Origin of the sequence: Jiangella mangrovi, from assembly GCF_014204975.1 — a bacterium.
Classification (GTDB): domain Bacteria; phylum Actinomycetota; class Actinomycetes; order Jiangellales; family Jiangellaceae; genus Jiangella; species Jiangella mangrovi.
This window is the reverse complement of record NZ_JACHMM010000001.1, coordinates 2,176,908-2,200,093: the sequence shown is the minus strand read 5'-3', so window position 1 is coordinate 2,200,093 and position 23,186 is coordinate 2,176,908. Positions and strand designations below refer to the sequence as shown.

Below are 23,186 nucleotides of genomic sequence, written 5' to 3'. Positions count from 1 at the left end.
GCCATGGGCAAGAACACCGGATGGATCGTCGGAGGAGCAGCCGCGGTGATCCTCGCGCTCTGGCTGCTGCCCTTCTGGCTGTTCGTGGTGCTGCTGATCGGCATCCCGGTCGCCGGCTACCTCATGCTCGACCCGTCCCAGCGGCGCCGCCTGCGCGGCCGCCGCAACCGGCAGATCGGGCAGTGACCCAGACCTCCTGACCCTCGACACCAGAGTGGCCGGCCGCGTTCGTCGCGGCCGGCCACTCTGCGTTCGGCGACGTGGATGGCCCGCCCGCCCGAGTTGATCTTGGAGTAATCGCGGAGTTGCCGGGCGATTCGCCCGATTGATCCCGCCGTTTCTCCAAGATCAACTTTGGCGGGGAGGTGGCAGGCGGGCGCGGGCCGGCCGGGTCCGGGACGGAGTCGATCGCCGGCCGAGGTTGTCGGTGCCCGCCCGTAGGGTGGGCCCCCTCCCAACCGGGCGGGGTGGCCCACCCCAGCGGGCGGGAATCAAGGCCGACCGGCGGCGCGGCGGGGTCAGGCGCGGCGCAGGCGTAGCGTGACGATCTGGAACGGGCGCAGCCGCAGAGCGAACCCGTCGGGGCCGGAGCCGTCGGAGATCAGAGCGCTCGCCGCGACCGGCCGCTCGAGCAGGTCGGTCTCCTCGACCCCGGTCACGGGGAACGACGGCGTCAGCAGCGCCGCCGCCCGGCCGCCGCCGGACTCGTAGAGCCGCACGACGACATCGCCGGAGCGGTCGTCGGCCAGCTTGACCGCGGACACCGCCACCGATCCGCTCGACGCGCCGGACAGCCGGACCAGTGGCTCGACCTCGTGCCCGGCGCCGTCGACGAAGCGGGGCGGCAGGTTGAGCGCGTAGCCCTCGCGCACCGCGTCGTCGATGGTCGCGCCCGGCACCAGCGAGTAGCGCAGGGTGTGCACGCCCTGGTCGGTCTCGGGGTCGGGGTAGCGCGGCGCCCGCAGCAGCGAGAGCCGCACGGTGGTCGTCGTCCCGCCAGCACCGCCAGCAGCAGCGAACCGGCGCACGTCGTGCCCGTACGTCGAGTCGTTGACCAGGGCGACGCCGTAGCCGGGCTCCTCGAGGTGTACGAACCGGTGGGCGCACACCTCGAACTTCGCCGCGTCCCAGGACGTGTTCTCGTGCGTCGCGCGGTAGTGGTGCCCGTACTGCGTCTCGTACGCGGCCCGCTGCGTCTGCACGTCGAGCGGGAACGCGGCCTTGAGGAACTTCTCGCGCTCGTGCCAGTCGACCTCGGTGGTGATGTCGACCCGCCGGGCGCCTGGCGCGAGCGTGATCTCTTGCACGACGTGGGAGTCGCCGAAGGTGCGCGCGACCCGGACGGTGCCGCCGTCGGTGCCCAGCTCGTCGACGTCGACGAGGTCGGTGACGGTGTTGCGGTAGAACTCGTCGACGTCCCAGGCGTCCCACTGGTTGGGCAGGTCGGGGTGCAGCTGCAGCAGGTTGCCCGGGCCGGCGAGCACCTCGCGGCCGGACTCGAGGTCGAGCACCGACGTCAGCAGGCCGCGGCCGTCGACGGTCACGCGCAGCAAGCCGTTGTCGAGCACGTACCCGCCCTCGGCCGCGGTGACGGAGATCGACGGGGCGGGCTCCGACGGCGACAGCGCGATCGGCGTCGCGGCGAACGCGGGCACGTCGCAACGCCCGTGCGGGGCGGCGTTGAACGCGACCGAGACGTCGCCGGACCCGGCCAGGGCCTGCTGGGCCCGGCCGATGATCCCGTCCAGCTCCGCACCCAGCCGGGCGTACTGCTCGCGCGCCTCGCGGTGCACCCAGGCGATCGACGAGCCGGGCAGGATGTCGTGGAACTGGTGGAGCAGGACCTGCTTCCAGATGCGGTCCAGCTCGTCGTACGGGTAGTCGACGAGGCCCGCGACGGCCGCCGTCGCCGACCAGAGCTCGGCCTCGTGCAGCAGGTGCTCGCTGCGCCGGTTGCCCTGCTTGGTCTTGGCCTGCGACGTGTACGTGGCGCGGTGGATCTCGAGGTACAGCTCACCGGACCAGACCGGCGCGTGGGCGTACTCGGCCTCGGCTGCGGCGAAGAAGTCCGACGGCTTCTCGATGGCGACCCGCGGCGAGCCCTCGAGGTCCGCCGTCCGGCGCGCCTGGGCGATCATCTCGCGGGTGGGGCCGCCGCCGCCGTCGCCCCAGCCGAACGGCACCAGCGAGCGGGTCGCCTCGCCCTTGTCGCGGAAGTTGCGGACGGCGTGGGCCAGCTCGCCGCCGGACAGGTCGGAGTTGTAGGTGTCGACGGGCGGGAAGTGCGTGAAGACGCGGGTGCCGTCGAGGCCCTCCCACCAGAAGGTGTGGTGCGGGAAGACGTTCTGCTTGTTCCACGAGATCTTCTGGGTGAGGAACCAGCGCGACCCCGACAGCGCCACCAGCTGCGGCAGTGCCGGCGAGTAGCCGAACGAGTCCGGCAGCCAGACCTCCTGCGTGTCGATGCCGAACCGCTCCAGGAAGTACCGCTTGCCGTGCACCAGCTGCCGGGCCATGGCCTCCGAGCCGGGCAGGTTGGTGTCGGACTCGACCCACATGCCGCCGACGGGGACGAAGCGGCCGCCCTTGACCTGCGCCGCTACCCGCTCGAAGACCTCGGGGCGGTGCTCCTCGATCCAGGCGAACTGCTGTGCCGAGGACATCGCGTAGACGAGGTCCGGGTACTCGTCGAGCAGGCCGGACACGTTCGCCGTCGTGCGCGCGACCTTGCGGACGGTCTCGCGCACCGGCCACAGCCAGGCGGAGTCGATGTGCGCGTGCCCGACAGCGGAGATGCGGTGGGCGCTGGCGTTGGCCGGCCTCGTCAGCACGTCGGTCAGCTCGGCCCGCGCGGCCGCCGCCGTCCCCGAGAGGTCCTGCAGGTCCAGCGCGTCCAGCGCCCGCTCGACGGCGCGCAGCAGGTGCCACCGTCGCGGCTCGCCCTCGGGCAGCTGCGGCATCAGCCCGCCGATCGCCTCGAGGTCCTGCCAGAGCTCCCACACGTCGGTCTCGAACACCGTGACGTCGGCGCGGTTGACGCGGTAGAGCGGCTCGGTCCCCGCGGTCGACTTCTCACCGAGCGCCGTCGGGCTGAACATCGCGTCGCCGCCGACCAGAACCTGCGGGTTCGCGGCCGCCTCGACGTAGAGGTCGATGCGCTCGCCGCCCGCGGCCGGGTCGGCGACCGGCAGCCACACGTTGCGCGGGTGCAGGCCCTTGACCACCGAGCCGTCCGGCCGGTAGGCCAGCCCCTCGGCCTGGAACCCCGGCGAGTGGTCGGCCCAGCCCAGGTCGATGACCAGCTCGACCCGACGCCCCGCCGCCCCGGCCGGCACCTCGCCGGTCACGTGGAACCAGGACGTCCCCCAGGGCGGGCCCCAGCGATCGCCCGCCGCGGCCGGGACGTAGCGACCGTCGGCGACCGCCTCGCCGCCGGGCAGCGCGGCCGACGGCGGCACCGGCTCGCCGTGGCCGCCGTCGACGTGCCAGACCGCGAGGGACAGAGGGGCGACCGTGCGGTGCACGGCCGGCTTCAGCCGCTGGTTCAGGAGGCGCTTCAGGCGGTTCTCGACCAGGACGTGGTTGTCGTGCATGCGGGGTTCCAGCCTCCGTCGGGTGGACTGCGATGCGGGGCGCCCGAGGCGCCGGACCAACGGTACGGCGTTGTGGGAACGTCCCCACAAACGGCCGCGCGGAATGCCGGAATTGCGTAAAGAAGATCTCAGACTCGTCTCATGATCCACACTCACCGGCGTCGTTACGCTCGCGGCGACGTGCCCGGACCGACCGGGCGTCAGGGTGGGGCCGCGGTGGGCGCGGTGGGGAGCGGAGGACGTCATGGGGGCTGCGCGCTGGACGCGGCTGGTGGGCGCTGGGTGCATCGGAATCGGCACGGTCGCGGTGGTGGCGCCGCTGGCCTTCGCCGATCCGGACGACTTCAGCATGACGTCGACGACCATGGGCTTCGGCTCGGTCTTCGTCGGCGAGACCGGGACCGAGAAGCTGATCATCCGCAACATCTCCGACGGAGCGCTGGCGCCGGCGCTCACGGGCGGGCTGGTGACCGAGGACGGGCCGTTCGAGGCGACGACGACCTGTGACGGGTCGGAGTTGGAGCCGGACGAGACCTGCGAGTTCGCGTACACCTACACGCCCGCCGCGGTCGGTTCGCACCAGATCGACGTGCCGTTCACGCTCGAGGGCGTCACCTACAGCGCGTCGCTCACCGGCACCGGCGTGGCGCCCATCGAGGTGTCGTCGCCGACGCTCGCCTTCGGCGCCGTGGTGGTCGGCGAGCAGAAGTCGCTGAACCTCACCGTCACCAACGTCTCGAACATCGCGCGGACGCCGGCGGTCAGCTCGCCGGCGGTGGAGTCGGAGGTGTTCTCGGCGTCGTCGACGTGTGACGGCGACCCGCTGGCGGCCGGCGCGTCCTGCGCCATCAGCTACGAGTTCGCCCCGACGGCGGCCGGCGCGGCCACGGGCGCCGACCTCATCGTCGTCGAGACCGCCAACCACATCGTGTCGCTGTCCGGGACCGGCGTGCCCGCGACGACGCCGACGGCCGTGGTCGGCTCCGACGGGCCGGTCGACGAGGGGTCCGCGGCGACGGTGTCGTTCAGCGGCCAGGACGACCCCGGATCCGAGATCGTCGAGCCGTTCCTCTACAGCTACGACTGGGACGGCGACGGCACGTTCGAGGTCGTCGGCTCCTCGTCGGCGTCGGCGCAGGTCCCGGCCACGCTGACGGCGGACGGCCCGGCGACGGTGTCAGTCAGGGCGCGCATCACCAACCAGATCGGCCGGTACACCGACTACGAGACCGACGTGGTCGTGCGCAACGTCGCGCCGGCGCTGACGGTGTCGGGTCCCGCGGCCGTGCAGGTGGGCGGTTCCGGCGCGCTGGCGGTCGCCGCCGTCGACGCCGGGTCCGCCGCCGAGGAGTACACGTACGCGGTCGACTGGGACGGCGACGGCACGGCCGACCAGACGGTCACGGGGGCGGCACAACGGTCGATCGTGCACACGTTCTCCTCCGTGGGCACCTTCGACATCGGTGTGACGGTGTCGGACGGCGACGGCGGCAGCGCCTCGGCCACGCACCGGGTGAGCGTGACCGAGGACGACCCGAGCGGGACGCCCTCGGGCACGCCGTCGCCGTCCGGCACACCGAGTGAGACCCCGACCGGGACGGAGTCGCCGACGGGGACCGAGTCGCCCACGCCGGAGCCGACCGCCACGCCGACGCCCTACACGCCCGAACCGACCGCCACTCCCACCCCGTACACGCCCGAGCCCACGGCCACGCCGACGCCGTACGACGACGGCACGCTGCCCGAGACCGGCGCCGGCCTCGGCGACGTGGCGGTGCTGGCGGGGGCGCTGCTCATCGGGCTGGGCGCACTGCTGCTGCTCGCGACCCGCAGGCCGCTGCTGCGGCCCTGATCCGCTTCTCGTCCGACGGCGCGGCCGGTCCCAGCCAGGGGCCGGCCGCGTTGTCTTTCCGCGTGGTCAGTCCGTGCAGCGGACGACGTCGATGGTGCCGGTCAGCTCCGACGTCGTGAGGTAGCCGCAGTCGTCGACGGCGTACGCGACGGTCTCGGCCTGCAGGACGTTGCCGGCCGGGACCCGGCGCAGCGGCCAGTCCGGGAACGTCGCGACGTCCGCGCCGGCCTCGGGCGCGCGGTACTCGAGGATCTCGTCGTAGGTCCGCAGCAGCACGCGGCCGGCGCCGAGGTCCGCGGACGCGTCGGTGACGACGTTGCCGGCCAGGGCCGCGAGGAACCCCTCTTCGGGCTCCGGCAGCTCGATGTCGGCGACGACCTCGAGCTCGCCGCCGTCGGCCGGGCCGCGGTACAGGCGGGTGCTGCCGGTCTCGCCGGTGTCGCGGTCGAACGGGGCCTTGCTGACGACCAGCGGCCGACCGTCGGGGTCGACGAGCAGCGCCTCGGCGTCGGTGGGTCCGCCCTCATAGGTGAACTCGAGCGCGTCGGCGTCGAGCGTCTGCTGGTCCGGCGGGTCGGCGAGGTCCGGCTCGGGCGCCCGGTAGACCACCACGTGGTCGCGGCCGACGTGGTCGCCGATGTCGCCGACGTACAGGCAGCTCGCGTCCGGGTCGTCGCCGCAGGGGCCGACGGCGAGCGCCTCGGCGTTCTCGGGGTCCATACCGTCCAGCTCGAGGCGGGCGACCGGCGTGCCGTCCTCGCGCACCGCCACGACCTCGGGCGTACCGGGCTCGTCGCCGACCACGTAGTAGAGGCCGGGCGTCCGGACGCTCGCCGCCATGCCGCTCATCTCGACGACGGTGTCCTCGGACAGCGTTCCGGCGGTCTCGGCGTCGCCGTAGCAGGGCACGTCGCACGCGGGTTCGGCGTCGGCAGTCCGATCACGTGGCGGCTGCTGCGCTGAGACGTCGTCCCGGCCCGCCGGGGAGGTGACCACGGCGGAAGGTGAGCCGTTCGCCGTCGTCCCCGAGTCCGCATCGGAGCAGGCCGCAAGGGACAGCGCGGCCGCGAGCGTCACGACAAGCACACGACTCTCCGTTGCCCCACGTGTCACGGCGTGGACCAAGATTTTTCCTCGTTCTCTTCCCGTTTGCCGCTGGCCGGACATAGCCTCGTAGCAAGAGCGGCACCATTCTCGCCCCCCGGGGTGGTGCCGCTCGGTCGTCCCCCTCCGACCGGCGCGCCGCCTCAGGCCGAGGCCGTGTCCCGCACCGGGTCCGCGAGTCCCAGCACGTCGCGCACCACCCGCAGCAACTGCGGGCGCAGGTCGGCGTTCGAGACGTCCGGCAGGGCCAGGATCGCCACGATCACGCCGAGCGCCGCCGACGTCCGCACCCGCTGCTCCAGCGAGAGGTCGCCGTTGGCCATTAGCGCCGCGAGCCGCGTGTCGTTGGCGCGCATGCGGCCGAGCAGAGTGGAGTTGGAGACGCCGGCGATGTCGTTCATCGCGTAGGTCGCGACCCGCCGGTGCGCCAGCAGCAGGTCGACGTAGCGCTCGACGAGCGTGAGCCGCCAAGCCGGGCTGCCGATCTGCGCGGTGTCGGCCTCGGCGTCGGCGATGATCCAGTCCTCGCCGTCGACCATGGGCCGGAGCAGGTCGTCGAGGATCTCGACCTTCGTGCGGTAGTGGTAATAGACCGCGGCCTTGGTGATGCCGAGCGCGTCGGCGATCTCGCGCAGCGTCGAGCGCTCGTAGCCCTGCCGGGAGAACAGGCCGAGCGCGACCTCGCGGATGTTGCCGGCGGTTCCCGCGCCGGGGCGTCCCTCGTCGTTCATCTCCGTCGCCGCCTCGCAGATCGAGAAGTGAGGGCGGCCACACAATACGTTAACTACTTGCCGGCCGACAAGTGCGGCCGTAGCGTGAGACCCAGAGCACTTGTCGGCCGACAAGTAGAGGCAACTTCAAGGGGGCGCTGGCGCTCCTGGCACGTCGCCAGCACTGGAGGACCGATGGCCTCGGACACCCTGTCCCGGCGCCCGCCCACGCTGCGCCGCATCCGCACCGACTCACGACTCGCCACGGCCGCGAAGGAGATCGCCTTCCTGCTCGCGGCCGCTCTGCTCTACACGCTGGTCAGAGGGCTCACCAGCGACCGCGTCGACGCCGCGTTCCGGCACGCCGAGGACGTCATCGCGTTCGAGAAGACGCTCGGCATCAACGTCGAGACCGACCTGCAAGGGCTCGTCCTCGACCACCAGTGGGCCATCGACGCGGCCAACGGTTTCTACATCTACGGGTACTGGCCGGTGTTCGTGCTCACGCTGGCCTGGCTGATCACGCGCCGGCCGGCGGCCTACCCGTTCTACCGGAACGCGCTGCTCGCGTCGGGCGCGTTCAGCCTGGTGATCTTCGCGTTCTACCCGCTCTCGCCGCCGCGGTTCCTGCCCTGGCACGGCTTCGTCGACACCATCTCGCTCGAGGTGCCGACCTACCGCGACATGAGCTCGTCCAGGCTCGTCAACGAGTACGCCGCCATGCCGAGCCTGCACTTCGGCTGGATCCTGCTGCTCGGCATCGCCTGGGTCGCACTCTCGCGGATCCTCGTGCTGCGCATCATCGGCGCGGTCATGCCGCTGCTGATGTTCGCCGCCATCGTACTCACCGGCAACCACTACGTCGTCGACGCGATCGTCGGCGGTGGCGTCGTCGTCGCCGGCATCGGCGTTGCGGTGCTCATCGAGCGGCACAAGCGACGGCGGGCGGTCGAGGCGGCCATCGACGACGCGCGGCAGGCGGCGGACGACGGGGACGGCTCCGGCTCGGCGATTCCGGCCCAGCGCACGCCGAACCTGACCCGCGTCCGCTGACCCTCCCCGTGATCATGTCCCCTCGCGGCGTGTCAGCGACCGCGAGGGGACATGATCATGGAGTCGAGGGCACTGTCAGGGTGCGACCGGCTCCAGGACCTCGTCGACGACGGGGTCGGGCTCGGCGTCGCGACGGCGTCGGCGCGACGGGGCGAGCATGACGACCAACCCGGCGACGGCGACCCCCGTCACCAGGGTCAGGCCGGGCCGGAACTGGTCGAACGTCGCCGCACCCATGCCGTCGGCCGTGTGCGAGCCGGCCGTCACGAGCGCCGTCGTCGCCGCCAGTAGTACGGCGCCGCCGATCTGCCCGGACGTCTGGACCAGGCCGGCTGCCAGTCCCTGCTCGGAGTCGTGCACCCCGGCCGTGGCCTGCGACATGATCGAGGAGAACGCCAGCATGAACCCGAGCCCGATCCCCACCACGCTGGGCAGGATGTCCGTCACGTAGGACGGCGTCGCATCGCCGCCGAACGCGAGGAACCAGACGTAGGCCGCGCTCAGCGCCACCATCGCGGCGACGATCGGGCGCTGCGTGCCGTAGCGATCGAACACCCGGCTCATGTACGGCGAGCCGAACGCCACGATCAGGCCCGCGGGCAGCAGGGCGAGCGCCATCCGCAGCGGCGACCACCCCAGGGCCGCCTGGAAGTAGATCGTGAGCATGAACTGGAAGCTCAGGTACGACCCGAACAGCGCGATCATCGCGAGGTTGGCCCGGACGATCGGCCCGATCCGCAGGATGCCGAACCGGACCAGCGGGTGCGCGACCCGCTGCTCGATGACGACGAACGCCGCCAGCAGCGCGATCGCCAGGACGAACAGCGCGACGGTGACCGGGTCGGCCCAGCCCCGCTCCGGCGCGGAGACGACGGAGTAGACGGCGAGCAGCATGCCGGCCGTGAGCGTCGTCGCCCCGGCCAGGTCGTGACCGCCGGTGTCGGCGGGCCGGTCGCGCGGGATCAGTGCGATGCCCGCGATCAGCGCGAGGATCGCCAGCGGCACCGGCATGAGGAAGTTCCATCGCCAGCCGGCGCTGGTCAGCAGGCCGCCGAGGATGAGCCCGGACGAGTACCCGCTGGCGCCGAAGACGGCGAAGATCGACAGCGCCTTGTTGCGCGCGTGCCCTTCGCGGAACGTGGTGGTGAGGATGGACAGCGCCGTCGGCGCGGTGAACGCGGCCGCGACGCCCTTGACGAACCGGGTGATGATCAGCAGCGTCCCGTCGTCGACCAGACCGCCCACGAGCGAGGCGGCAGCGAAGACGGCGAGCGCGATGAGGAACACCCGGCGGCGGCCGAGCAGGTCGGCCGTGCGGCCACCGAGGAGCAGCAGTGCTCCGTAGCCGAGCACGTATCCGTTGACGATCCACTGCAGCGAGGTCGTCGACAGACCCAGCTCCGTCCCGATCGACGGCAGGGCGATGCCGACCATCGACACGTCGAGCCCGTCGAGGAACATCACCAGGCACAGCACCGCGAGGACGCCCCAGAGGCGCGGGGTCCAGCGCTGATCTCGCTCGTCGGGAACGGAGGTGGGTGGTGTTGCGGTTGCAGTCACGAGCGACGACGCTACATGCACGTGCATAGAATGCACAAGCATTTAATGTCCTTGCATTGATTTGGTCTCGGTGTTAGAGTGCGCTCCATGAGCGGGACCGGGGAGAGTGAGCTCGTCGCGAAGTGGCGCGGCCTCCTGACCTCGTACAACGGCATCGCCTGCAACCTCGATCGCGAGCTGCAGGACCAGCACGGCCTCGGCCTCAGCGAGTTCGAGGCGCTCGACCGGCTGATCGAATCCGGCCAGGACAAGCTGCGCATGCACGAGCTCGCGGCCGACATGTACCTCAGCCAGAGCGCGTTCTCGCGCACGGTCGCCCGCCTCGAGCGCGCCGGCCTGGTCGGGCGGTCCATGTGCATGGACGACCGCCGGGCCCTCTTCGTCACGCCCACCGAGGCCGGCCGCGCCCGGCACGCCGAGGCTCGCGACACGCACCGCAAGGTCCTCGCCCACCACCTCGACTGATCACGCGGGTCACGCCGTCACGAGCGACAGGGTCGTCCCCGCCACGCCGACGGTCACCTGCTGACCCCAGCTCATTGTCAGCCGGTCGGCTTCGAGCCCGTCGCCGAACACCACCAGCCCATCGGTCTCGGCGACCAGAGCGAGCCGGTCGCCGTCCACCAGCACGCCGTCGACGCAGGTCGTTCCGGTCGACGGCGACGGCCACGCCTCGCGGACGAACCAGGCCAGTGCCCGGTCGGTAGGCCGCGGCAGCGGCGGCGCGGGCCGGTCGCGCGCGATCGACGCGCACCATCCCGTCGCGCCGGTCCCGGTCCCGGCGATCACGCCCGACGACGACTGCCGCTCCGGCCGGCGACCGGGCGCGGTGAGCGTGTACCGCGCCGACTGGTGGCTCGCATGGCCGGCGAAGATTTCGTTGACGGCGAGCAGCACCTGTCCGTCGTCCAGCTCGGCCGCGACCATCGTGCGCGGCTCGACGGTGACGCGGCGGGCGACGACGGCGGCCAGTAGCCCGGTCACCTCGCCGGGAGCGTGCCGGACCAGGACGCCGGGATTGCGCTCGGGATCCGGGTTCACCCCGATCACCGGCTGGCCGCCGAGGTACTTCGCGACATTGGCGACAAGGCCGTCCTGCCCCACGACGGCCACGATGTCGCCGTCCTCGAAGCGGAACCGGTCCAGGTCGGCGCGCTCGACGGTCGCGCGTCGCCAGTCGCCGGGCACCGAGACGCCGACCTCCTGGCGGGCCGCCTCGTCGGCGTCGTGACGGCGTTGGACGGCGACGAGGTCGCGGCCTCGGCCGCGCAGGAAGAACTCCGCCTGGCCGCGGGTGCCGTGCCGGTCGACCAGCTCCTCGAGCTCGGTGCGGCGATGCACGAGGACGACCCGGGGCGCGAGCATCAGCGTTCCGCTCCGTCGCCGGTGGCCGCCGTGAGCCGAGCGAGCGCCGTCGTCAGCAGGTCGGGCGTGACGTGGAGCGTACCGATCGAAGGCAGCTGCTCGGCCACCTCACGCAACGCGAGCATCAGTTGCGTCCAGTGGTCCAGCTCGGCCAGGACCGCGAGCCGGGCCGCCTCGGCGTCCGCCTCGGCCGACCCCGTCAGCCGGATCCGGTCCGCCTCGGCCGTGGCGGCCAGCCCCGTGCGTTCGGCGGCAGCGCGGGCGGCGAGTCCGGCACGCTCCGCCTCGGCCTCGGCGGCGATCCGCGCGGCCGCCGCCTCCTCTGCCGCCCGGCGCCGCTCGTTGGCGCCGTGCTGTGCGACCAGGTTCTCCTCGCGGGCGGCGAGCTCGATCTTCGACTGCAGCTCGTTCTCGCTGATGGTCCGCTCGCGCTCGACGGCGTGCGCACGGCGCTCGTAGGTGGCGCGGTCGGCCTCCTCCTGAATCAGCTCGCGTGCCGGGGTCTGCAGCGCCTTCTCGATGTCCGGATCCGGCCGGACGCTGACCACCCGTACGTCGAGCACGACGACGCCGGTGTCGCGCAGCCGCTCGTCACCGACCAGCCCGGTGCGCAACCGGTCCCGGATCGCGGCGATCCCCCGGCCGAGCGCGTCCGCCATCGGAATGGTGACGAGCAGGTCGGCGGCGTGCTGCTGCGCCGTCTCGGTCAGCAGGTGCGCCACCTGGTCCAGCGGCGCGGCCCGCCAGCGGCCGGTCCGCGAGTCGATGGCGAAGTCGACGCGGCCGGCGACCAGCGCGGGATCGGCGAACCGGTAGGTCACCGTCGCCTGGACGGCAACCTTCTGGAAGTCGCCGGTGCGGCCGTGGAACAACACGGGCAGCTCACGGTCGTCGACGGGCACCTCGCTGAGCGCCGCCGTGAGCGGGCGGAACCAGAACGAGCAGCCGGTGCCGCTGTGGACGACGCGATCGCCGCGCTGGTGGATGACGTGCTCGGTCGGGGTGGACCGCAGGTGCCGCAGGAGGCCGAAGCCTCGGATCTCTGCCATCGCCGTCTCCCTCTGTCCCTTCTTATCGTCGTAGTGACGATAAAGCTCGTGGCGGCTAATCGTCAAGGTGACGAGATAAGGTGCGGGCATGGCCGGTTCCGAGTACCCGCCCTTCGCGGTCACCGTCGACCTCGTGATCCTCACAGTGCGCGCCGAGGGGTTCGCCGCGCTCGTCGTCGAACGCGGCGAAGAGCCCTACCGCGGCAGGCTCGCCCTGCCAGGCGGGTTCGTCCATCCCGACGAGGACCTCCCGGCGGCGGCGCTGCGGGAGCTGCGCGAGGAGACCGGGCTGGCGCCGTCGCGAGGTCACCTCGAGCAGCTGGCCAGCTACGGCGCCCCCGACCGCGACCCGCGTCAGCGCGTCGTCTCCGTCGCCTACCTGGGACTGGTCCCGGACCTGCCTGAGCCGGTCGCCGGCAGCGACGCCGCCGCCAGCCGGTTCGTGCCGGTCGAGCGGCTGCGACGCGACGCCGGCTCACTGGCCTTCGATCACGGCCTGATCCTCTCCGACGGCGTCGAGCGGGCCCGCGCGAAGCTCGAGTACACCGCGCTGGCCACCGCGTTCTGCCCCGACGAGTTCACGGTCGGCGAGCTGCGCGCCGTCTACGAGGCCGTATGGGGTGTCGACCTCGACCCGCGCAACTTCCACCGGAAGGTCACCGGCACACCGGGATTCCTCGAGCCGACCGGCGCGACGACCACCCGCGGCGGCGGCCGGCCCGCCCAGCTCTACCGGCGCGGCGGCACGACGGCGCTGATGCCGCCGATCCTGCGCGGATGAGCGGCGGGATCGGCGGGGTGAGCGGCGGCGTCCGGCGACGTAAGCTCGAAGCGTGCTCGACCGCATCGACCCCGGCCACCCGGCCTGGCCCGCCGTCGGCGAGGCGACCGCGGTGCTCTCGGGCCGGCCGGTCGCGGTGCTGACCGGCGCCGGCATCTCGACCGACTCCGGCATCCCCGACTACCGCGGCCCCGACTCCCCGCCGCGCACCCCCATGACCTACCAGCAGTTCGTCGGCGACCCCGACCGCCGCCGGCACTACTGGGCTCGCAACCACGTCGGCTGGCGGCACGTGCACGGCACCCGCCCGAACCTCGGTCACGTCGCGGTCAGCCGCCTGGAGTCCGGCGCCGCCGCGGTCGGCGTCATCACGCAGAACGTCGACACCCTGCACGACGCCGCGGGCAGCCGGAACGTCATCGACCTGCACGGACGCTACGACCGCGTCATCTGCCTCGGCTGCCGGCGGGTCGTGCCGCGCGACCACGTCGCCGCCCGGCTGACGGCGCTCAACCCCGGTTTCGCCGACGAGGTCGCCGACGCCGAGATCGCCCCGGACGCCGACGCCGTCATCGAGGCGACGTCGCACTTCCGGATCGCCGACTGCGAGGCGTGCGGCGGCATGCTGAAGCCGGACATCGTCTACTTCGGCGAGAACGTGCCCAAGCCGCGGGTCGAGGCAGCATACGCGCTGGTCGACTCCGCGGCGGCGCTGCTGGTCGCGGGATCGTCGCTGACGGTGATGTCAGGGCTGCGGTTCGTCCGGCACGCGGCGAAGACCGGGCGGCCCGTGGTCATCGTCAACCGCGGCGACACGCGCGGCGACGACCTCGCCACCGTCAAGGTCGACGCCGGCTGCTCGCCCGTGCTGACGGTGCTGGCCGCGGTCCTGACGGGGTCAACCGTCAGTCGGTGACGTCGGCGACGGTCGCGTCGAGGGTCTTGACCAGCTCGTCACCGTCGACCGTGGCGGACACCCCGAACGCGCCCGCGCCGATCGACACCGTCCGCCCGAGCACCCGCTCGTCGGCGATGACCGGCCAGGCGTGGGTCGACCCGAACGGCGTGATCGTGCCGCGCTCGTACCCCGTGACGTCGCGGGCCGTGGCGGCGTCGGGCATCGAGAGCCGGTTGACGCCCAGCAGGGTGCGCAGCTTCGGCCAGGCGATGGTGCGGTCGCCCGGGACCAGCACGAACACGTAGTCGTCGTCGGCCCGGCGCACCACGATGGTCTTGATGACGGCGGCCGGCTCGACCCCGCGGGCGGCGGCCGCCTCCTCGAGGCTGTTCACCGGCGGGTGCCGGACGATGCGATGGGCCAGGCCGGACTCCTGCAGGGCGTCGACACCGCGCTCTTCGGTCATGTCCCCGAGCGTATGCCCGCGCTCACCGCCCGGCGGCCGTGCGGGACCGGGCCGGGAGGGTCCGGTTCCATGGCCCGGCCGGTCCGGATCAGCTCGATCAGCTCCTCCGTCTCGGGCTCGAGGCCACCGCCCAGCTCGGCGGCGGTGACCAGCAGCTTGTCGACGCTGTCGAGCACACGGGCCGGATCGCCGAGGGCCAGCTCGGCCTTGAGGCGATCGCGCCACAACAGCTCCACGCCGGGCTCGACGGACAGGCCGATCAGCGCCGTCCGCAACGCCTCCCACGGATCGCGGTCTACCAGCGCGCGCAGTGCCAGCTCATGGCAGGCGTCGACGACGGACGCGATCATCTCCTGCGCCAGGTGATCGGCCCAGGCGTACCGGCGGCGGCCGCGCCCCGAGAACGGCCGCCCGCGGACCAGTTCCAACGCGGCCCGCAGGTCCGCCGTCGTCGCGCGGGCCGGACCGTCCGGGAGCAGCTCGCGCCAGTCGTCCCAGTCGCTGCGGATGCCCGGGCGCAGCGTGTAGCCGCTGTCCGTGCGCGGCAGCAGCGACGACCCGGACGCGTCCGCCCCGAGCCAGCGGCGCAGCTTCGAGATCGCCGTGCCGCGGGTCGTCTTCGTCACCGCCGACCCCGGCCAGATCGCCTCGTCGATGGCGTTGGAGTCGCAGCCCGGGTTCAGCGCGATGAACATCGCCAGCTCGGTGAGCTGGCCGAGCTTCGTCTGCTCGGCCAGCTCGGCGGCGTCGTGCACCTCGACCGGACCCAGCATGAGCAGCCGGGGCAGCGCCTTCCCCGACACGCGCCGGGCCAGGGCCGGACGACGAGCCTTTGGCGGAGCCGGCGGCTCGACCCGCGCCTCTCCGGCTGTCACCTCCGCGGGCGCGGCGACGGCCGGCCCGCCGTGCAGGGGTCGTCCGGCGATGAGCCCGTGGGCGGCGGCGCCGACGGTCCGGGCTGGCTGCTCGCCTACGCCGCTGAGCAGCTCGAGGAACCGCCGCCTGGTCTCGCCGTCGAGGAGCTGCGGCCGGACCGGGACGCCGAGCGGGTCGAGGATCGCGACCGGCCGCTCCGCCGGGCCGTCCAGCCGCAGCACCCAGGTGCCGCCTCCGGTGTGCGGGGTGCGGCCGCGCAGTCGGTGACCGCGCGACGGCGGGCCGCCCGGCTCGCTGCCGCCGACCACCGCCGCCACGGCCACGCGCGGCGCGGTGACGATGAGTGCTTCGAGCCGGTCCCACTGGCCGGCCGGGAGGGGCTCGGCGATCACCAGGATCTCCGGCGTCCATGTGGCGTCGGCCACCTGCGTGGCCCGGGCCGCGCCGAGTCCGCTGACCCCGGCCGTGGCCAGCAGCAACCGGTCGTCGGCGACCCGCACGGCCAGCTCGTCCAGCAGCTCCTCGACGTCGGTGACGTGGCGGACCCGGCCGGTGTCGAGGAGGTCGAGGTCGGCCAGCGCGGGCGCACCGACCAGGGTGACCCGCAGGTCGTCGGCCCAGGCGCTGGTCGCGAGCTCCGCCGCGACCGCCGTCAGTGAGGACCGCACCAGCTCCGCCGGACCGTCCACCACCAGTGTCCCGACCTGCTCGAGGTCGAGCAGCACCAGCGCGTCGTCGTGATCGTGGCCCAGGGTGACCAGGCTCGGGTACGGCGCGGGCACCCCGCTCGCCGGCGCGTCGTCGCGCACCTCGTCGAGCGCGACGGTCCACACGCCGCCGTGCGCGGTGCCGGCGAACGGCGCGGGCAGCTCGGCCGGAGCGGCGAGGTACAACTCGAGTGTGCGCCGGGTCAGCCGGACGGCGCGCAACGGAGGCAGGCCTCGCTGGGCCGCGGCCAGCCGCGCGGCCAGACCGCGCAGCACGCGATCGACCACCTCGACCGCGACGGGGTCGGCGGCCCGGCGCAGCTCGGTCTCGGTGGCGCGATCGGCTGCCGTGCCTTCGGCGAGCCGCTCGCCGGGTCGCCGGTGCCGCTGCACGCGGATGCGCCGGGTCGCCAGGACGCTGACCAGGGCGGCGGCCAGGACCGCCCCCACCCCGCCGGTGGTCCGCAGCAGGTCCGCGGCCTCATCCGCCGCCTCGTCCGCCGCCTCGTCCGCGGCCTCGTCCGCCGCTTCGTCGGTCGCTTCGTCCGTCGCGGCGGCCGGGCCACCGGTGTCGGGCAGGCCGGCCGGGACGTCCCCCTCGGGGATGGTGAGCGTCCAGCCGGGCACGATGAGGTCGGGATCGGTGAGCCGCCGGCCGTCCGGCTGCACCGTCGCCGTCGACGCCGCGACGATCTCCGGGTACCGCGTCGGATCACCCAACCGGCTCTCGGCGACGTCCCACAGTGTGTCCCCGCCGGCCACGACGTGCCGGTCCGCGCCGCCCTCGTCGGCCGCCGGATCGTCGGCAGCTGGATCGTCGAGCAGGTCGGTGGTGACCGGCGGCGCCGGCTCCCACGGACCCGACGGCGCGGACGCGGCCGTCGCGACGGATCCGCCCGGCCCGAGGGCGGCGACCGCGGCCACGAGCCCGGCGACCAGCCTCTGCTGCGCCCGGAGTCCCGGCAGCCGCGGCGCCGGCGTGCCGCGCAACGCGGCGGGCACCTCGACGACCAGGGTCAGCACGACGGTAGCCCAGCCGAGCCAGCCGACGACGAGCAGCAGCGCCAGGAACAGCGACCCGTCGTCCGGGCGCAGCGCGGCGTCACGCATCTGCGCGAGCGTGGGCCACTCGCCGGGCAGCGGCCACCCACCCGCGGTCCACAGCACCGCGGGCAGACCCACGACCACCGTGGCGAGACCGACCAGCGCGGCCAGGCCACGCACCACGGCACGCGGTTTCGACGTAGCGATCACGTGCGACTCCCTCCAGCACACCCGTCTGCTGACTGTGGGTGCGCTCGGGCCGGCGAATGTGACAGCCGGGATGGACAAAGCCTTCCAGGATGCACGAGATGTCCCGCTCGTGCACGCCGAATCGGCAAGGGCTCCGAGAAACGGGCAACCGCTCGGCCGGTCTCGACGACCGTCAGGGCTAACTTCAGGGCTAACCGGCCCGGCTGGACTGCTGCAGGTCAACACGCCTCAGATCCGCAGGGAGCCCGCCGGTGAACACACTCACCATCCCCACCGCCCGTTCCGCCGTCCTCGTCACCGATCAGCTCAACGCCGAGTGGATACGGCTCGGCGCCCGTCCCGTCCCGAAGCGCTGGCCGCTGCCCGGGCTCGCCGGCTGCGCGCGCCTTGCCGACGTCGCCGACACCATCGCGCGGGCCCGCCGGCACCATCCGGCCGCGGCCGACGACCTCCTGGTCGGCCTGCTCGACCAACGCACCGGCCGCGACGACCACCTCGCCGGCCGGCTCGTGCTGCAGGTCATGCTCGGCCGGGCGGTCAACCTCGCGCGGCGCACCCACCGGTTCGGCGCTCCCGGCGTCCGCGGCGACCTCCCCCAGCTCACCACCGCATCCGTCGGGGCGCTCTGGCACGCCATCGCGACCTATCCGGTCGAGCGCCGGCGCACCAAGGTCGCGGTCAACCTCTGCATGGACGCGCTCGCCCACTTCAAGGCCGCGCTCGAGGACGACGCTCCCGACCTCGTCGACGCCACCGTGCTCGACACCGCCGAGCCGGTGTTCCGGCGCACCGACGCACCCGTCGTCGAGGTCTTCCGCACGCTGACCTGGGGCATCAGCAGGGGCGTCATCACCGCCGACGACGCCGAGCTGCTGGTCCGCGTCTACTGCCCGCTGCCCGGCCAGCTCGGCGGCGCGCACCTCGTCGCGCGCGAGCTCGGCCTCCCGCCCGCGACGGTCCGGCAGCGCTGCAGCCGGGCCATCCAGCGACTGTCCGACGCCGTCCGGGCCGGGCGTTCGGCGCTCACCACGGCGGCCTGAACCCGCACGCCGGCCGGTGCACGGGAGAAGGGACTGGGGTTGACAACTCCGAACCGATCAGCCACGTTTGTCGGCTCGCCACGCAGTCGATCATGGAGCGAGCGACCCCGACCCTCTGAGGGGCGCACATGGCGCAGACCGCTCGGCTAGAGACCACCGACCACCCCTTCGACCAGCCGCTCGACCCTGCGTTCGGCCCGCCCGGCGCGCCCCTGCGGCGCTATCGCCGCCGGCCCGGGCTCATCGGGCTCGGCGTCGGCCTGCTCGCCACGTGCGGCGCGGGCGCGGCGTACCTGGCGCAGTCGTCCAGCGACACCGTCGCCGTGCTCGCCGTCACCGACACCGTCCACCGCGGCGAGGTCATCGACGCGGCCCGGCTCACCACGGCGCACGCCGCGCCCGACCCCGCGCTCGACCCCGTCGCGGCGAGTGAGCTGTCCGCCGTCGTCGGGCAGCGTGCCGCCACCGATCTGCCCGCCGGCACGCTGCTCACCGGCGGCGCGGTCACGGCCGCGAACCTGCCGGTGTCCGGGCAGAGCGTGGTGGGCGTCGCCGTCACCGAGGCCCAGCTCCCGCGCACCGAGCTCGTCGCGGGCGACCACGTCCGGGTCTTCGGCACGCCGAGCCTCGGCGACGCCCCGCCGTCCCGGCCACCCGAGTCCGTCGCGGCGGCGGTGGTCGCCGTCTCCGAGGTGCTCGACTCCGGCCAGGTCGTGGTCGACGTCGTGGTGTCCGACGACGTCGCCGGCACGCTCGTCGCCATGGTCGCGACCGGCCGCGTCGCCGTCGTCCTCGACTCCCCCGAACCGGACGGAGGCGACGATCGATGACGGTGCTCGCGCTCACGTCGGTCCGGGGTGCTCCGGGCGTCACCACCACGGCGCTGGCCGTGGCTCTCGCCTGGCCCCGGCCCGTGCTGCTCATCGAGGCCGACGTCTCGGGAAGCAGCAGCATCAAGGCCGGCCACCTGCGCGGCGAGGTCGACCACGAGCTGGGTCTCATCAACCTCGCGCTCGCCCACCGCAACGGCGCACTGAGCCTCAGCACGGTGCGCGGGCAGACCATCGCGCTCACCGACGACGGCGCCCGGCTCGCGCTGCCCGGGCTGGCCACGAAGGCCCAGGCCGCGAGCCTGACCGACGACTTCTGGACGACGCTGGCCACCCTGCTGCGGTCGGTCACCCGGCACGGCGTCGACGTCCTGGTCGACGCGGGCCGGTTCGGCATGCGGCAGGGGCCCGACGCGCTGCTCCGCGCCGCCGACCTGCTCGCCGTCGTCTGCCGCACCGCGCTCGACGACCTCGTCGCCGTCCGGGCCAACGCCGACCAGCTCCCGGGCGGGGGCGACGGCGACGCCTCGGTCGATCGGCGGGGCCTGGTCCTGGTCGGCGAGGGCCGGCCGCACCGCGCCGGCGAGGCCGCCGAGGCCACGACGCTCCCGGTCTGGGCCACCGTCGACTGGGACCCCGTTGCCGCCGAGCGGCTGGGCGGCCGCGAGCGACTCCGCGCCGGCCCGACCCGGCTGACGTCCTCGCGGCTGATGCGCTCCGCGCGCAGCACGGCCGCCGAGCTGGTCGCCGCCGACGAGCGCCGCCGACGGGTCCTGGGCGGGCCGCTCGAGACGACCGTGCTCAGCGGCAAGGGGGTCCGATGAGCGAGGTCCTGCCCGGCGAAGACGGTCCGATCACCGGCCTGCCGATCTTCGCCGCCCCACCCGCCAGGCACGCCGACGACCGCGCCACCGACGGCCTGGCCACGCCGCCCCGGCGGAGCATCCGCGACGCGCTGGCCGCACTGCCGCCGTCGGCACCCCGCGACGACCCCGGCCTCGACTGGGCGCTGGTCCGCTCGTTCCGCCAGCAGGCCGCCGCCCGGCTGTCCGAGCAGGTCGACGACGCCACCACCGAGGCCGGTCGGCGCGCGGCCGGCCGCGAGATCATCGCCCAGCTGCTCGACGAGCACGTCCGCCAGGCGGTCACCACCGGCGGCGCCACCGTCGGCGTCGACCAGCAGTCCGTGCTCGCGCGGGCGGTCTTCGACGCGCTCTTCGGGCTCGGCCGCCTGCAGCCGCTCATCGACGACCCAGCCGTCGAGAACATCGAGGTCTACGGCGCGGAACCCGTCGTCGTCATCGACGGCGACGGCCGCATCACACGGTGTCCGCCCGTGGTCGAGTCCGACGACGAGCTGATCGACATGCTCACGTTCCTCGCCTCGCGCGGCGGCAGCGGTGAGCGCACGTTCTCGACGGCCAGCCCGAGCCTGCATCTGCACCTGCACGGCGGGCACCGGCTGGCCGCGTCCGGGTGGACGACGCACCAGCCCGTCGTCGTCATCCGGCGGCACCGGCTGGTCGACATCGACCTCGACGACCTCGTGGCCCGCGGCACCCTGACCCCGCAGGCGGCCGCGTTCCTGCGGGCAGCGGTCCGGTCGCGCCACAGCATCGTCGTGTCCGGCCCCATGGGCGCCGGCAAGACCACGCTGACGCGGGCGCTCGCCAACGAGATCGATCCCGAGGAGAAGCTCGGCACCATCGAGACCGAGTACGAGCTCGGCCTGCACCACCTGCACGACCGCCACCGGCGCATCGTCGCCTGGGAGGCCCGTCCCGGCAGCGGCGAGCGGGGCCCCGACGGCCGGGCCGTCGGCGAGATCACGCTCGACGACCTCGTCTACGACGCGCTGCGCATGAACCTCGACCGCCTGATCGTCGGCGAGGTGCGCGGCCGCGAGGTGCTGCCGATGTTCAAGGCCATGCAGTCCGGCGCCGGCTCGCTGTCCACCATCCATGCGCACTCGGCACGCGCGTCCGTCGAGCGACTGGTCACCTGCGCCATGGAGGCCGGTCCGCGTGTGTCCGCCGAGTTCGCCTACCGCCAGATCGCCCAGCACGTCGACCTCGTCGTCCACGTCGAGTGCCGCACCCTGCCCGACGGCGACGGCGACACCGTGCGCCGCCGGCGACTCGTCACCGAGGTCGTGGCGCTCGAGCCCGGCGAGCGCGGGCTGCCGGCCGTCACCGACGTGTTCCGCCTCGACCCCGGCGGACGGCTGCACCCCGAGTCCGTGCCGTCCTGGCTGGCCGCGGCGGCAGGGAGCGGGTCATGAGGCCTGCGCTGGCCGCGGTCACGGCGATCGCCGGGCTGGGCGGGCTGGCCGCCACCGGCGCCGGCCTGGTCCGGGCGCCGCACGACGCCGGCACGCCGCGGCACGACCTGCTCCCGCGGTGGGCGGCCGCACTGCGCGGACCCACCCCGGCGGCCCGCAGGTCCCGCCGCCGGGTTCTCGCGGCGGTCGGCCTCGGGCTCGCGGTCTGGCTGGTCACCGGCTGGACGCTCGCCGTCGCCGTCGTGCCGGCGGCCGTGTGGGGACTCCCCGTCCTGCTGCAGACCTCGTCGGCGCGGGCCGACATCGCCCGCATCGAGGCGATGAGCGACTGGGCACAGAACCTCGCCACCGTGCTCGGCGTCGGTGTCGGCATCGAGCAGGCCGTCGCCGGGAGCCTCGACACCGCGCCGGAACCGATCCGGCCCGAGGTGGCCCGGCTGGTCGCCCGGCTCCGGGCGCGCTGGGACACCGCGACGGCGTTGCGCGCGTTCGCCGACGACCTCGACGACGCCACCGGCGACCTCCTCGCCGCGGCGCTCATCCTGGGCGCCCGGCGCCGCGGCGACCAGCTCAGCAGCGTGCTCGACGGCCTGGCCGCCGCCGTCCGCGACGACGTCCGGGTCCGGCGCACGGTCGACGCCGAGCAGGCGCGCGGGCGCACCACGGCGCGTCTGGTCACGGCCATCAGCGCGGGCGGGCTGGGCCTCATGCTGCTGACGCCCTACGCCGACCCGTACCGCACGGGGTCCGGCCAGTTGGTCCTCCTCGCGCTGCTGACCTGCTATGTCGGCTGCCTGGTCTGGATGCGGCGCATCACGGCCACGCCGCGGCAGCCGCGCATCCTCGTGGCGGGCGGAGGGCGCACATGACGGCGACGCAGCTGGCCATCCTGCTCGGACTCGGCGTCGGCGCGGGGCTTCTGCTGGTCCTGCACGAACTGGCCGGCCGGGCGACGCGGCGGCCGCATCCGGCGCACACGGCGGCCCGGCTCACGGCGCCGGCCGATCCTGGGGCCGACCTCGGTGGGGGCGACGGGGTGCGGGGGCGGGTGGGGCGGGCCGTGCTGCGGCGCGGGGCGGGGTCGTCGCTGCTGCACGTGCCGCACCGCGACCTCGCGCTGTTGCGCCGCAGCGTGGCGCATTTCCTCGGCGAACGGGCGCTCTACGCCGCCGTCGGGCTGGCCGTGCCGACGGCGGCGACCGCGGCGCTCGCGGTCAGTGGCGTAGGGCTGCCCATCGCGGTGCCGGCCATCGCCGGGCCGATTGCCGCGGTCGCGCTGTCCTTCCTGCCGTACCACGCCGTCGCCGACCTCGCCCGGGCCAAGCGCGCGGAATTCCGCCGGGCCATGGCCACCTACATCGACCTCGTCGCGCTGGAACGGGCGGCCGGGTCCGGGGCCACGCAGTCGCTGGAGTCGGCCGCGCGCATCGGCGAGTCGTGGGCGTTCCAGCGGCTGCGCGACGAACTGGCGCACGCGAGCTGGGCCGGCGTCCCCGCGTGGGAGGCGCTGCGGACGGTCGGACGCGACCTCCGGCTGCCCGAGCTCACCGACACCGGCGACGTCATGCGGATGTCCGCCCGCGAGGGCGCCACGGTCTACGAGGTACTCCGCGCCCGGGCGTCGGCCATGCGCAACGAGCTGCTCACCAGCGACCAGGCCCGCGCCGGCGCCCGCACCGAACGAGCGACGGCGCCCCTCGCGGCCACGGCGGTCGTGTTCATGCTGATCCTCGCCGCGCCCGTCGCCATGCGGATCGGGTGAGCGCC

At 73.9% G+C, this 23,186-nt stretch carries 20 protein-coding genes; 12 read left to right on the top strand and 8 right to left on the bottom strand.

What is annotated here, in order from left to right; genetic code table 11:
* Nucleotides 1-3 precede the first annotated feature (3 nt).
* Nucleotides 4-186 carry a hypothetical protein gene (locus tag HD601_RS10200; protein ID WP_119661272.1) on the top strand — a complete coding sequence of 61 codons (183 nt, stop codon included), beginning with the start codon at nt 4-6 and terminating at the stop codon, nt 184-186.
* A 332-nt stretch (nt 187-518) separates the two neighbouring features.
* Here HD601_RS10200 and HD601_RS10195 read toward each other — a convergent pair whose 3' ends face one another.
* Nucleotides 519-3,593, bottom strand: a complete 3,075-nt coding sequence (locus tag HD601_RS10195) for an alpha-mannosidase (protein ID WP_184821540.1) — start codon at nt 3,591-3,593, stop codon at nt 519-521.
* A 244-nt stretch (nt 3,594-3,837) separates the two neighbouring features.
* Between HD601_RS10195 and HD601_RS10190 the strand changes: the two genes are divergently transcribed.
* Nucleotides 3,838-5,445 carry a choice-of-anchor D domain-containing protein gene (locus tag HD601_RS10190; protein ID WP_184821538.1) on the top strand — a complete coding sequence of 536 codons (1,608 nt, stop codon included), beginning with the start codon at nt 3,838-3,840 and terminating at the stop codon, nt 5,443-5,445.
* A gap of 66 nt (nt 5,446-5,511) precedes the next feature.
* On the opposite strand, the gene HD601_RS10185 is transcribed toward HD601_RS10190, so the two are convergent.
* Together HD601_RS10185 and HD601_RS10180 are read right to left on the bottom strand one after the other, a co-directional pair.
* Nucleotides 5,512-6,531 carry a hypothetical protein gene (locus HD601_RS10185; RefSeq protein WP_184821536.1) on the bottom strand — a complete coding sequence of 340 codons (1,020 nt, stop codon included), beginning with the start codon at nt 6,529-6,531 and terminating at the stop codon, nt 5,512-5,514.
* Nucleotides 6,532-6,692: 161 nt separating this feature from the next.
* On the bottom strand, nt 6,693-7,280 hold the full coding sequence (locus HD601_RS10180; protein ID WP_184821534.1) for a TetR/AcrR family transcriptional regulator: 588 nt from the start codon (nt 7,278-7,280) through the stop codon (nt 6,693-6,695).
* Between the two features lie 174 nt (nt 7,281-7,454).
* Here HD601_RS10180 and HD601_RS10175 point away from each other — a divergent pair, with 174 nt between their 5' ends.
* Nucleotides 7,455-8,312, top strand: coding sequence for a phosphatase PAP2 family protein (locus tag HD601_RS10175; RefSeq protein WP_184821532.1), 858 nt, complete (start codon nt 7,455-7,457; stop codon nt 8,310-8,312).
* A gap of 75 nt (nt 8,313-8,387) precedes the next feature.
* Here the strand turns inward: HD601_RS10175 and HD601_RS10170 are convergent, their stop codons facing one another.
* Nucleotides 8,388-9,899, bottom strand: a complete 1,512-nt coding sequence (locus tag HD601_RS10170) for an MFS transporter (protein WP_184829662.1) — start codon at nt 9,897-9,899, stop codon at nt 8,388-8,390.
* Nucleotides 9,900-9,959: 60 nt separating this feature from the next.
* On the opposite strand from HD601_RS10170, the gene HD601_RS10165 reads away from it, so the two are divergent.
* On the top strand, nt 9,960-10,337 hold the full coding sequence (locus HD601_RS10165) for a MarR family winged helix-turn-helix transcriptional regulator (protein WP_184821530.1): 378 nt from the start codon (nt 9,960-9,962) through the stop codon (nt 10,335-10,337).
* A 9-nt stretch (nt 10,338-10,346) separates the two neighbouring features.
* On the opposite strand, the gene HD601_RS10160 is transcribed toward HD601_RS10165, so the two are convergent.
* Nucleotides 10,347-11,237: an NAD(+)/NADH kinase gene (locus tag HD601_RS10160; protein ID WP_184821528.1), complete on the bottom strand. Its 891-nt coding sequence runs from the start codon at nt 11,235-11,237 to the stop codon at nt 10,347-10,349.
* Nucleotides 11,237-12,286 carry an SPFH domain-containing protein gene (locus HD601_RS10155; RefSeq protein WP_184821526.1) on the bottom strand — a complete coding sequence of 350 codons (1,050 nt, stop codon included), beginning with the start codon at nt 12,284-12,286 and terminating at the stop codon, nt 11,237-11,239. The genes HD601_RS10160 and HD601_RS10155 overlap by 1 nt, the downstream gene beginning before the upstream one ends.
* A gap of 88 nt (nt 12,287-12,374) precedes the next feature.
* Here HD601_RS10155 and HD601_RS10150 point away from each other — a divergent pair, with 88 nt between their 5' ends.
* Together HD601_RS10150 and HD601_RS10145 are read left to right on the top strand one after the other, a co-directional pair.
* The gene (locus tag HD601_RS10150; RefSeq protein WP_184821524.1) at nt 12,375-13,067 is read left to right on the top strand and encodes an NUDIX hydrolase; all 693 of its coding nucleotides are present in this window, start codon (nt 12,375-12,377) and stop codon (nt 13,065-13,067) included.
* Nucleotides 13,068-13,119: 52 nt separating this feature from the next.
* Complete coding sequence (locus HD601_RS10145) at nt 13,120-13,983, top strand: NAD-dependent protein deacetylase (RefSeq protein WP_221440780.1); 864 nt, start codon at nt 13,120-13,122, stop codon at nt 13,981-13,983.
* Here the strand turns inward: HD601_RS10145 and HD601_RS10140 are convergent.
* Complete coding sequence (locus HD601_RS10140) at nt 13,973-14,431, bottom strand: aminoacyl-tRNA deacylase (RefSeq protein WP_184821522.1); 459 nt, start codon at nt 14,429-14,431, stop codon at nt 13,973-13,975. The genes HD601_RS10145 and HD601_RS10140 overlap by 11 nt on opposite strands.
* Nucleotides 14,428-17,268, bottom strand: coding sequence for a LysM peptidoglycan-binding domain-containing protein (locus tag HD601_RS10135; RefSeq protein ID WP_184821520.1), 2,841 nt, complete (start codon nt 17,266-17,268; stop codon nt 14,428-14,430). The genes HD601_RS10140 and HD601_RS10135 overlap by 4 nt, the downstream gene beginning before the upstream one ends.
* Nucleotides 17,269-17,519: 251 nt before the next feature.
* Between HD601_RS10135 and HD601_RS10130 the strand changes: the two genes are divergently transcribed.
* The 6 genes from HD601_RS10130 (at nt 17,520) to HD601_RS10105 (ending at nt 23,181) form a co-directional block, all read left to right on the top strand.
* A complete protein-coding gene (locus tag HD601_RS10130) occupies nt 17,520-18,308 on the top strand; it encodes a sigma-70 family RNA polymerase sigma factor (protein WP_184821518.1) in 789 nt (262 codons plus the stop codon).
* 128 nt (nt 18,309-18,436) lie between these two features.
* The gene (locus HD601_RS10125) at nt 18,437-19,138 is read left to right on the top strand and encodes an SAF domain-containing protein (RefSeq protein WP_184821516.1); all 702 of its coding nucleotides are present in this window, start codon (nt 18,437-18,439) and stop codon (nt 19,136-19,138) included.
* The gene (locus HD601_RS10120; RefSeq protein WP_184821514.1) at nt 19,135-19,962 is read left to right on the top strand and encodes a hypothetical protein; all 828 of its coding nucleotides are present in this window, start codon (nt 19,135-19,137) and stop codon (nt 19,960-19,962) included. The genes HD601_RS10125 and HD601_RS10120 overlap by 4 nt, the downstream gene beginning before the upstream one ends.
* Nucleotides 19,959-21,419: a TadA family conjugal transfer-associated ATPase gene (locus tag HD601_RS10115; protein ID WP_184821512.1), complete on the top strand. Its 1,461-nt coding sequence runs from the start codon at nt 19,959-19,961 to the stop codon at nt 21,417-21,419. Before HD601_RS10120 ends, HD601_RS10115 begins: the two co-directional genes overlap by 4 nt.
* Entirely contained in the window at nt 21,416-22,288 is an 873-nt protein-coding gene (locus HD601_RS10110) for a type II secretion system F family protein (RefSeq protein WP_184821509.1), read from the top strand. Before HD601_RS10115 ends, HD601_RS10110 begins: the two co-directional genes overlap by 4 nt.
* Nucleotides 22,285-23,181 carry a type II secretion system F family protein gene (locus HD601_RS10105; protein ID WP_184821499.1) on the top strand — a complete coding sequence of 299 codons (897 nt, stop codon included), beginning with the start codon at nt 22,285-22,287 and terminating at the stop codon, nt 23,179-23,181. Before HD601_RS10110 ends, HD601_RS10105 begins: the two co-directional genes overlap by 4 nt.
* The last annotated feature ends 5 nt before the right edge of the window (nt 23,182-23,186 follow it).

What these genes read in the sequence shown, in the direction of transcription:
- HD601_RS10200 (WP_119661272.1), top strand. Translation starts at nt 4, where the DNA reads ATGGGCAAGAACACCGGATGGATCGTCGGAGGAGCAGCCGCGGTGATC.
- HD601_RS10195 (WP_184821540.1), bottom strand. Translation starts at nt 3,593, where the DNA reads ATGCACGACAACCACGTCCTGGTCGAGAACCGCCTGAAGCGCCTCCTG.
- HD601_RS10190 (WP_184821538.1), top strand. Translation starts at nt 3,838, where the DNA reads ATGGGGGCTGCGCGCTGGACGCGGCTGGTGGGCGCTGGGTGCATCGGA.
- HD601_RS10180 (WP_184821534.1), bottom strand. Translation starts at nt 7,280, where the DNA reads ATGAACGACGAGGGACGCCCCGGCGCGGGAACCGCCGGCAACATCCGC.
- HD601_RS10175 (WP_184821532.1), top strand. Translation starts at nt 7,455, where the DNA reads ATGGCCTCGGACACCCTGTCCCGGCGCCCGCCCACGCTGCGCCGCATC.
- HD601_RS10170 (WP_184829662.1), bottom strand. Translation starts at nt 9,899, where the DNA reads ATGCACGTGCATGTAGCGTCGTCGCTCGTGACTGCAACCGCAACACCA.
- HD601_RS10165 (WP_184821530.1), top strand. Translation starts at nt 9,960, where the DNA reads ATGAGCGGGACCGGGGAGAGTGAGCTCGTCGCGAAGTGGCGCGGCCTC.
- HD601_RS10160 (WP_184821528.1), bottom strand. Translation starts at nt 11,237, where the DNA reads ATGCTCGCGCCCCGGGTCGTCCTCGTGCATCGCCGCACCGAGCTCGAG.
- HD601_RS10155 (WP_184821526.1), bottom strand. Translation starts at nt 12,286, where the DNA reads ATGGCAGAGATCCGAGGCTTCGGCCTCCTGCGGCACCTGCGGTCCACC.
- HD601_RS10150 (WP_184821524.1), top strand. Translation starts at nt 12,375, where the DNA reads ATGGCCGGTTCCGAGTACCCGCCCTTCGCGGTCACCGTCGACCTCGTG.
- HD601_RS10140 (WP_184821522.1), bottom strand. Translation starts at nt 14,431, where the DNA reads ATGACCGAAGAGCGCGGTGTCGACGCCCTGCAGGAGTCCGGCCTGGCC.
- HD601_RS10125 (WP_184821516.1), top strand. Translation starts at nt 18,437, where the DNA reads ATGGCGCAGACCGCTCGGCTAGAGACCACCGACCACCCCTTCGACCAG.
- HD601_RS10120 (WP_184821514.1), top strand. Translation starts at nt 19,135, where the DNA reads ATGACGGTGCTCGCGCTCACGTCGGTCCGGGGTGCTCCGGGCGTCACC.
- HD601_RS10115 (WP_184821512.1), top strand. Translation starts at nt 19,959, where the DNA reads ATGAGCGAGGTCCTGCCCGGCGAAGACGGTCCGATCACCGGCCTGCCG.
- HD601_RS10110 (WP_184821509.1), top strand. Translation starts at nt 21,416, where the DNA reads ATGAGGCCTGCGCTGGCCGCGGTCACGGCGATCGCCGGGCTGGGCGGG.
- HD601_RS10105 (WP_184821499.1), top strand. Translation starts at nt 22,285, where the DNA reads ATGACGGCGACGCAGCTGGCCATCCTGCTCGGACTCGGCGTCGGCGCG.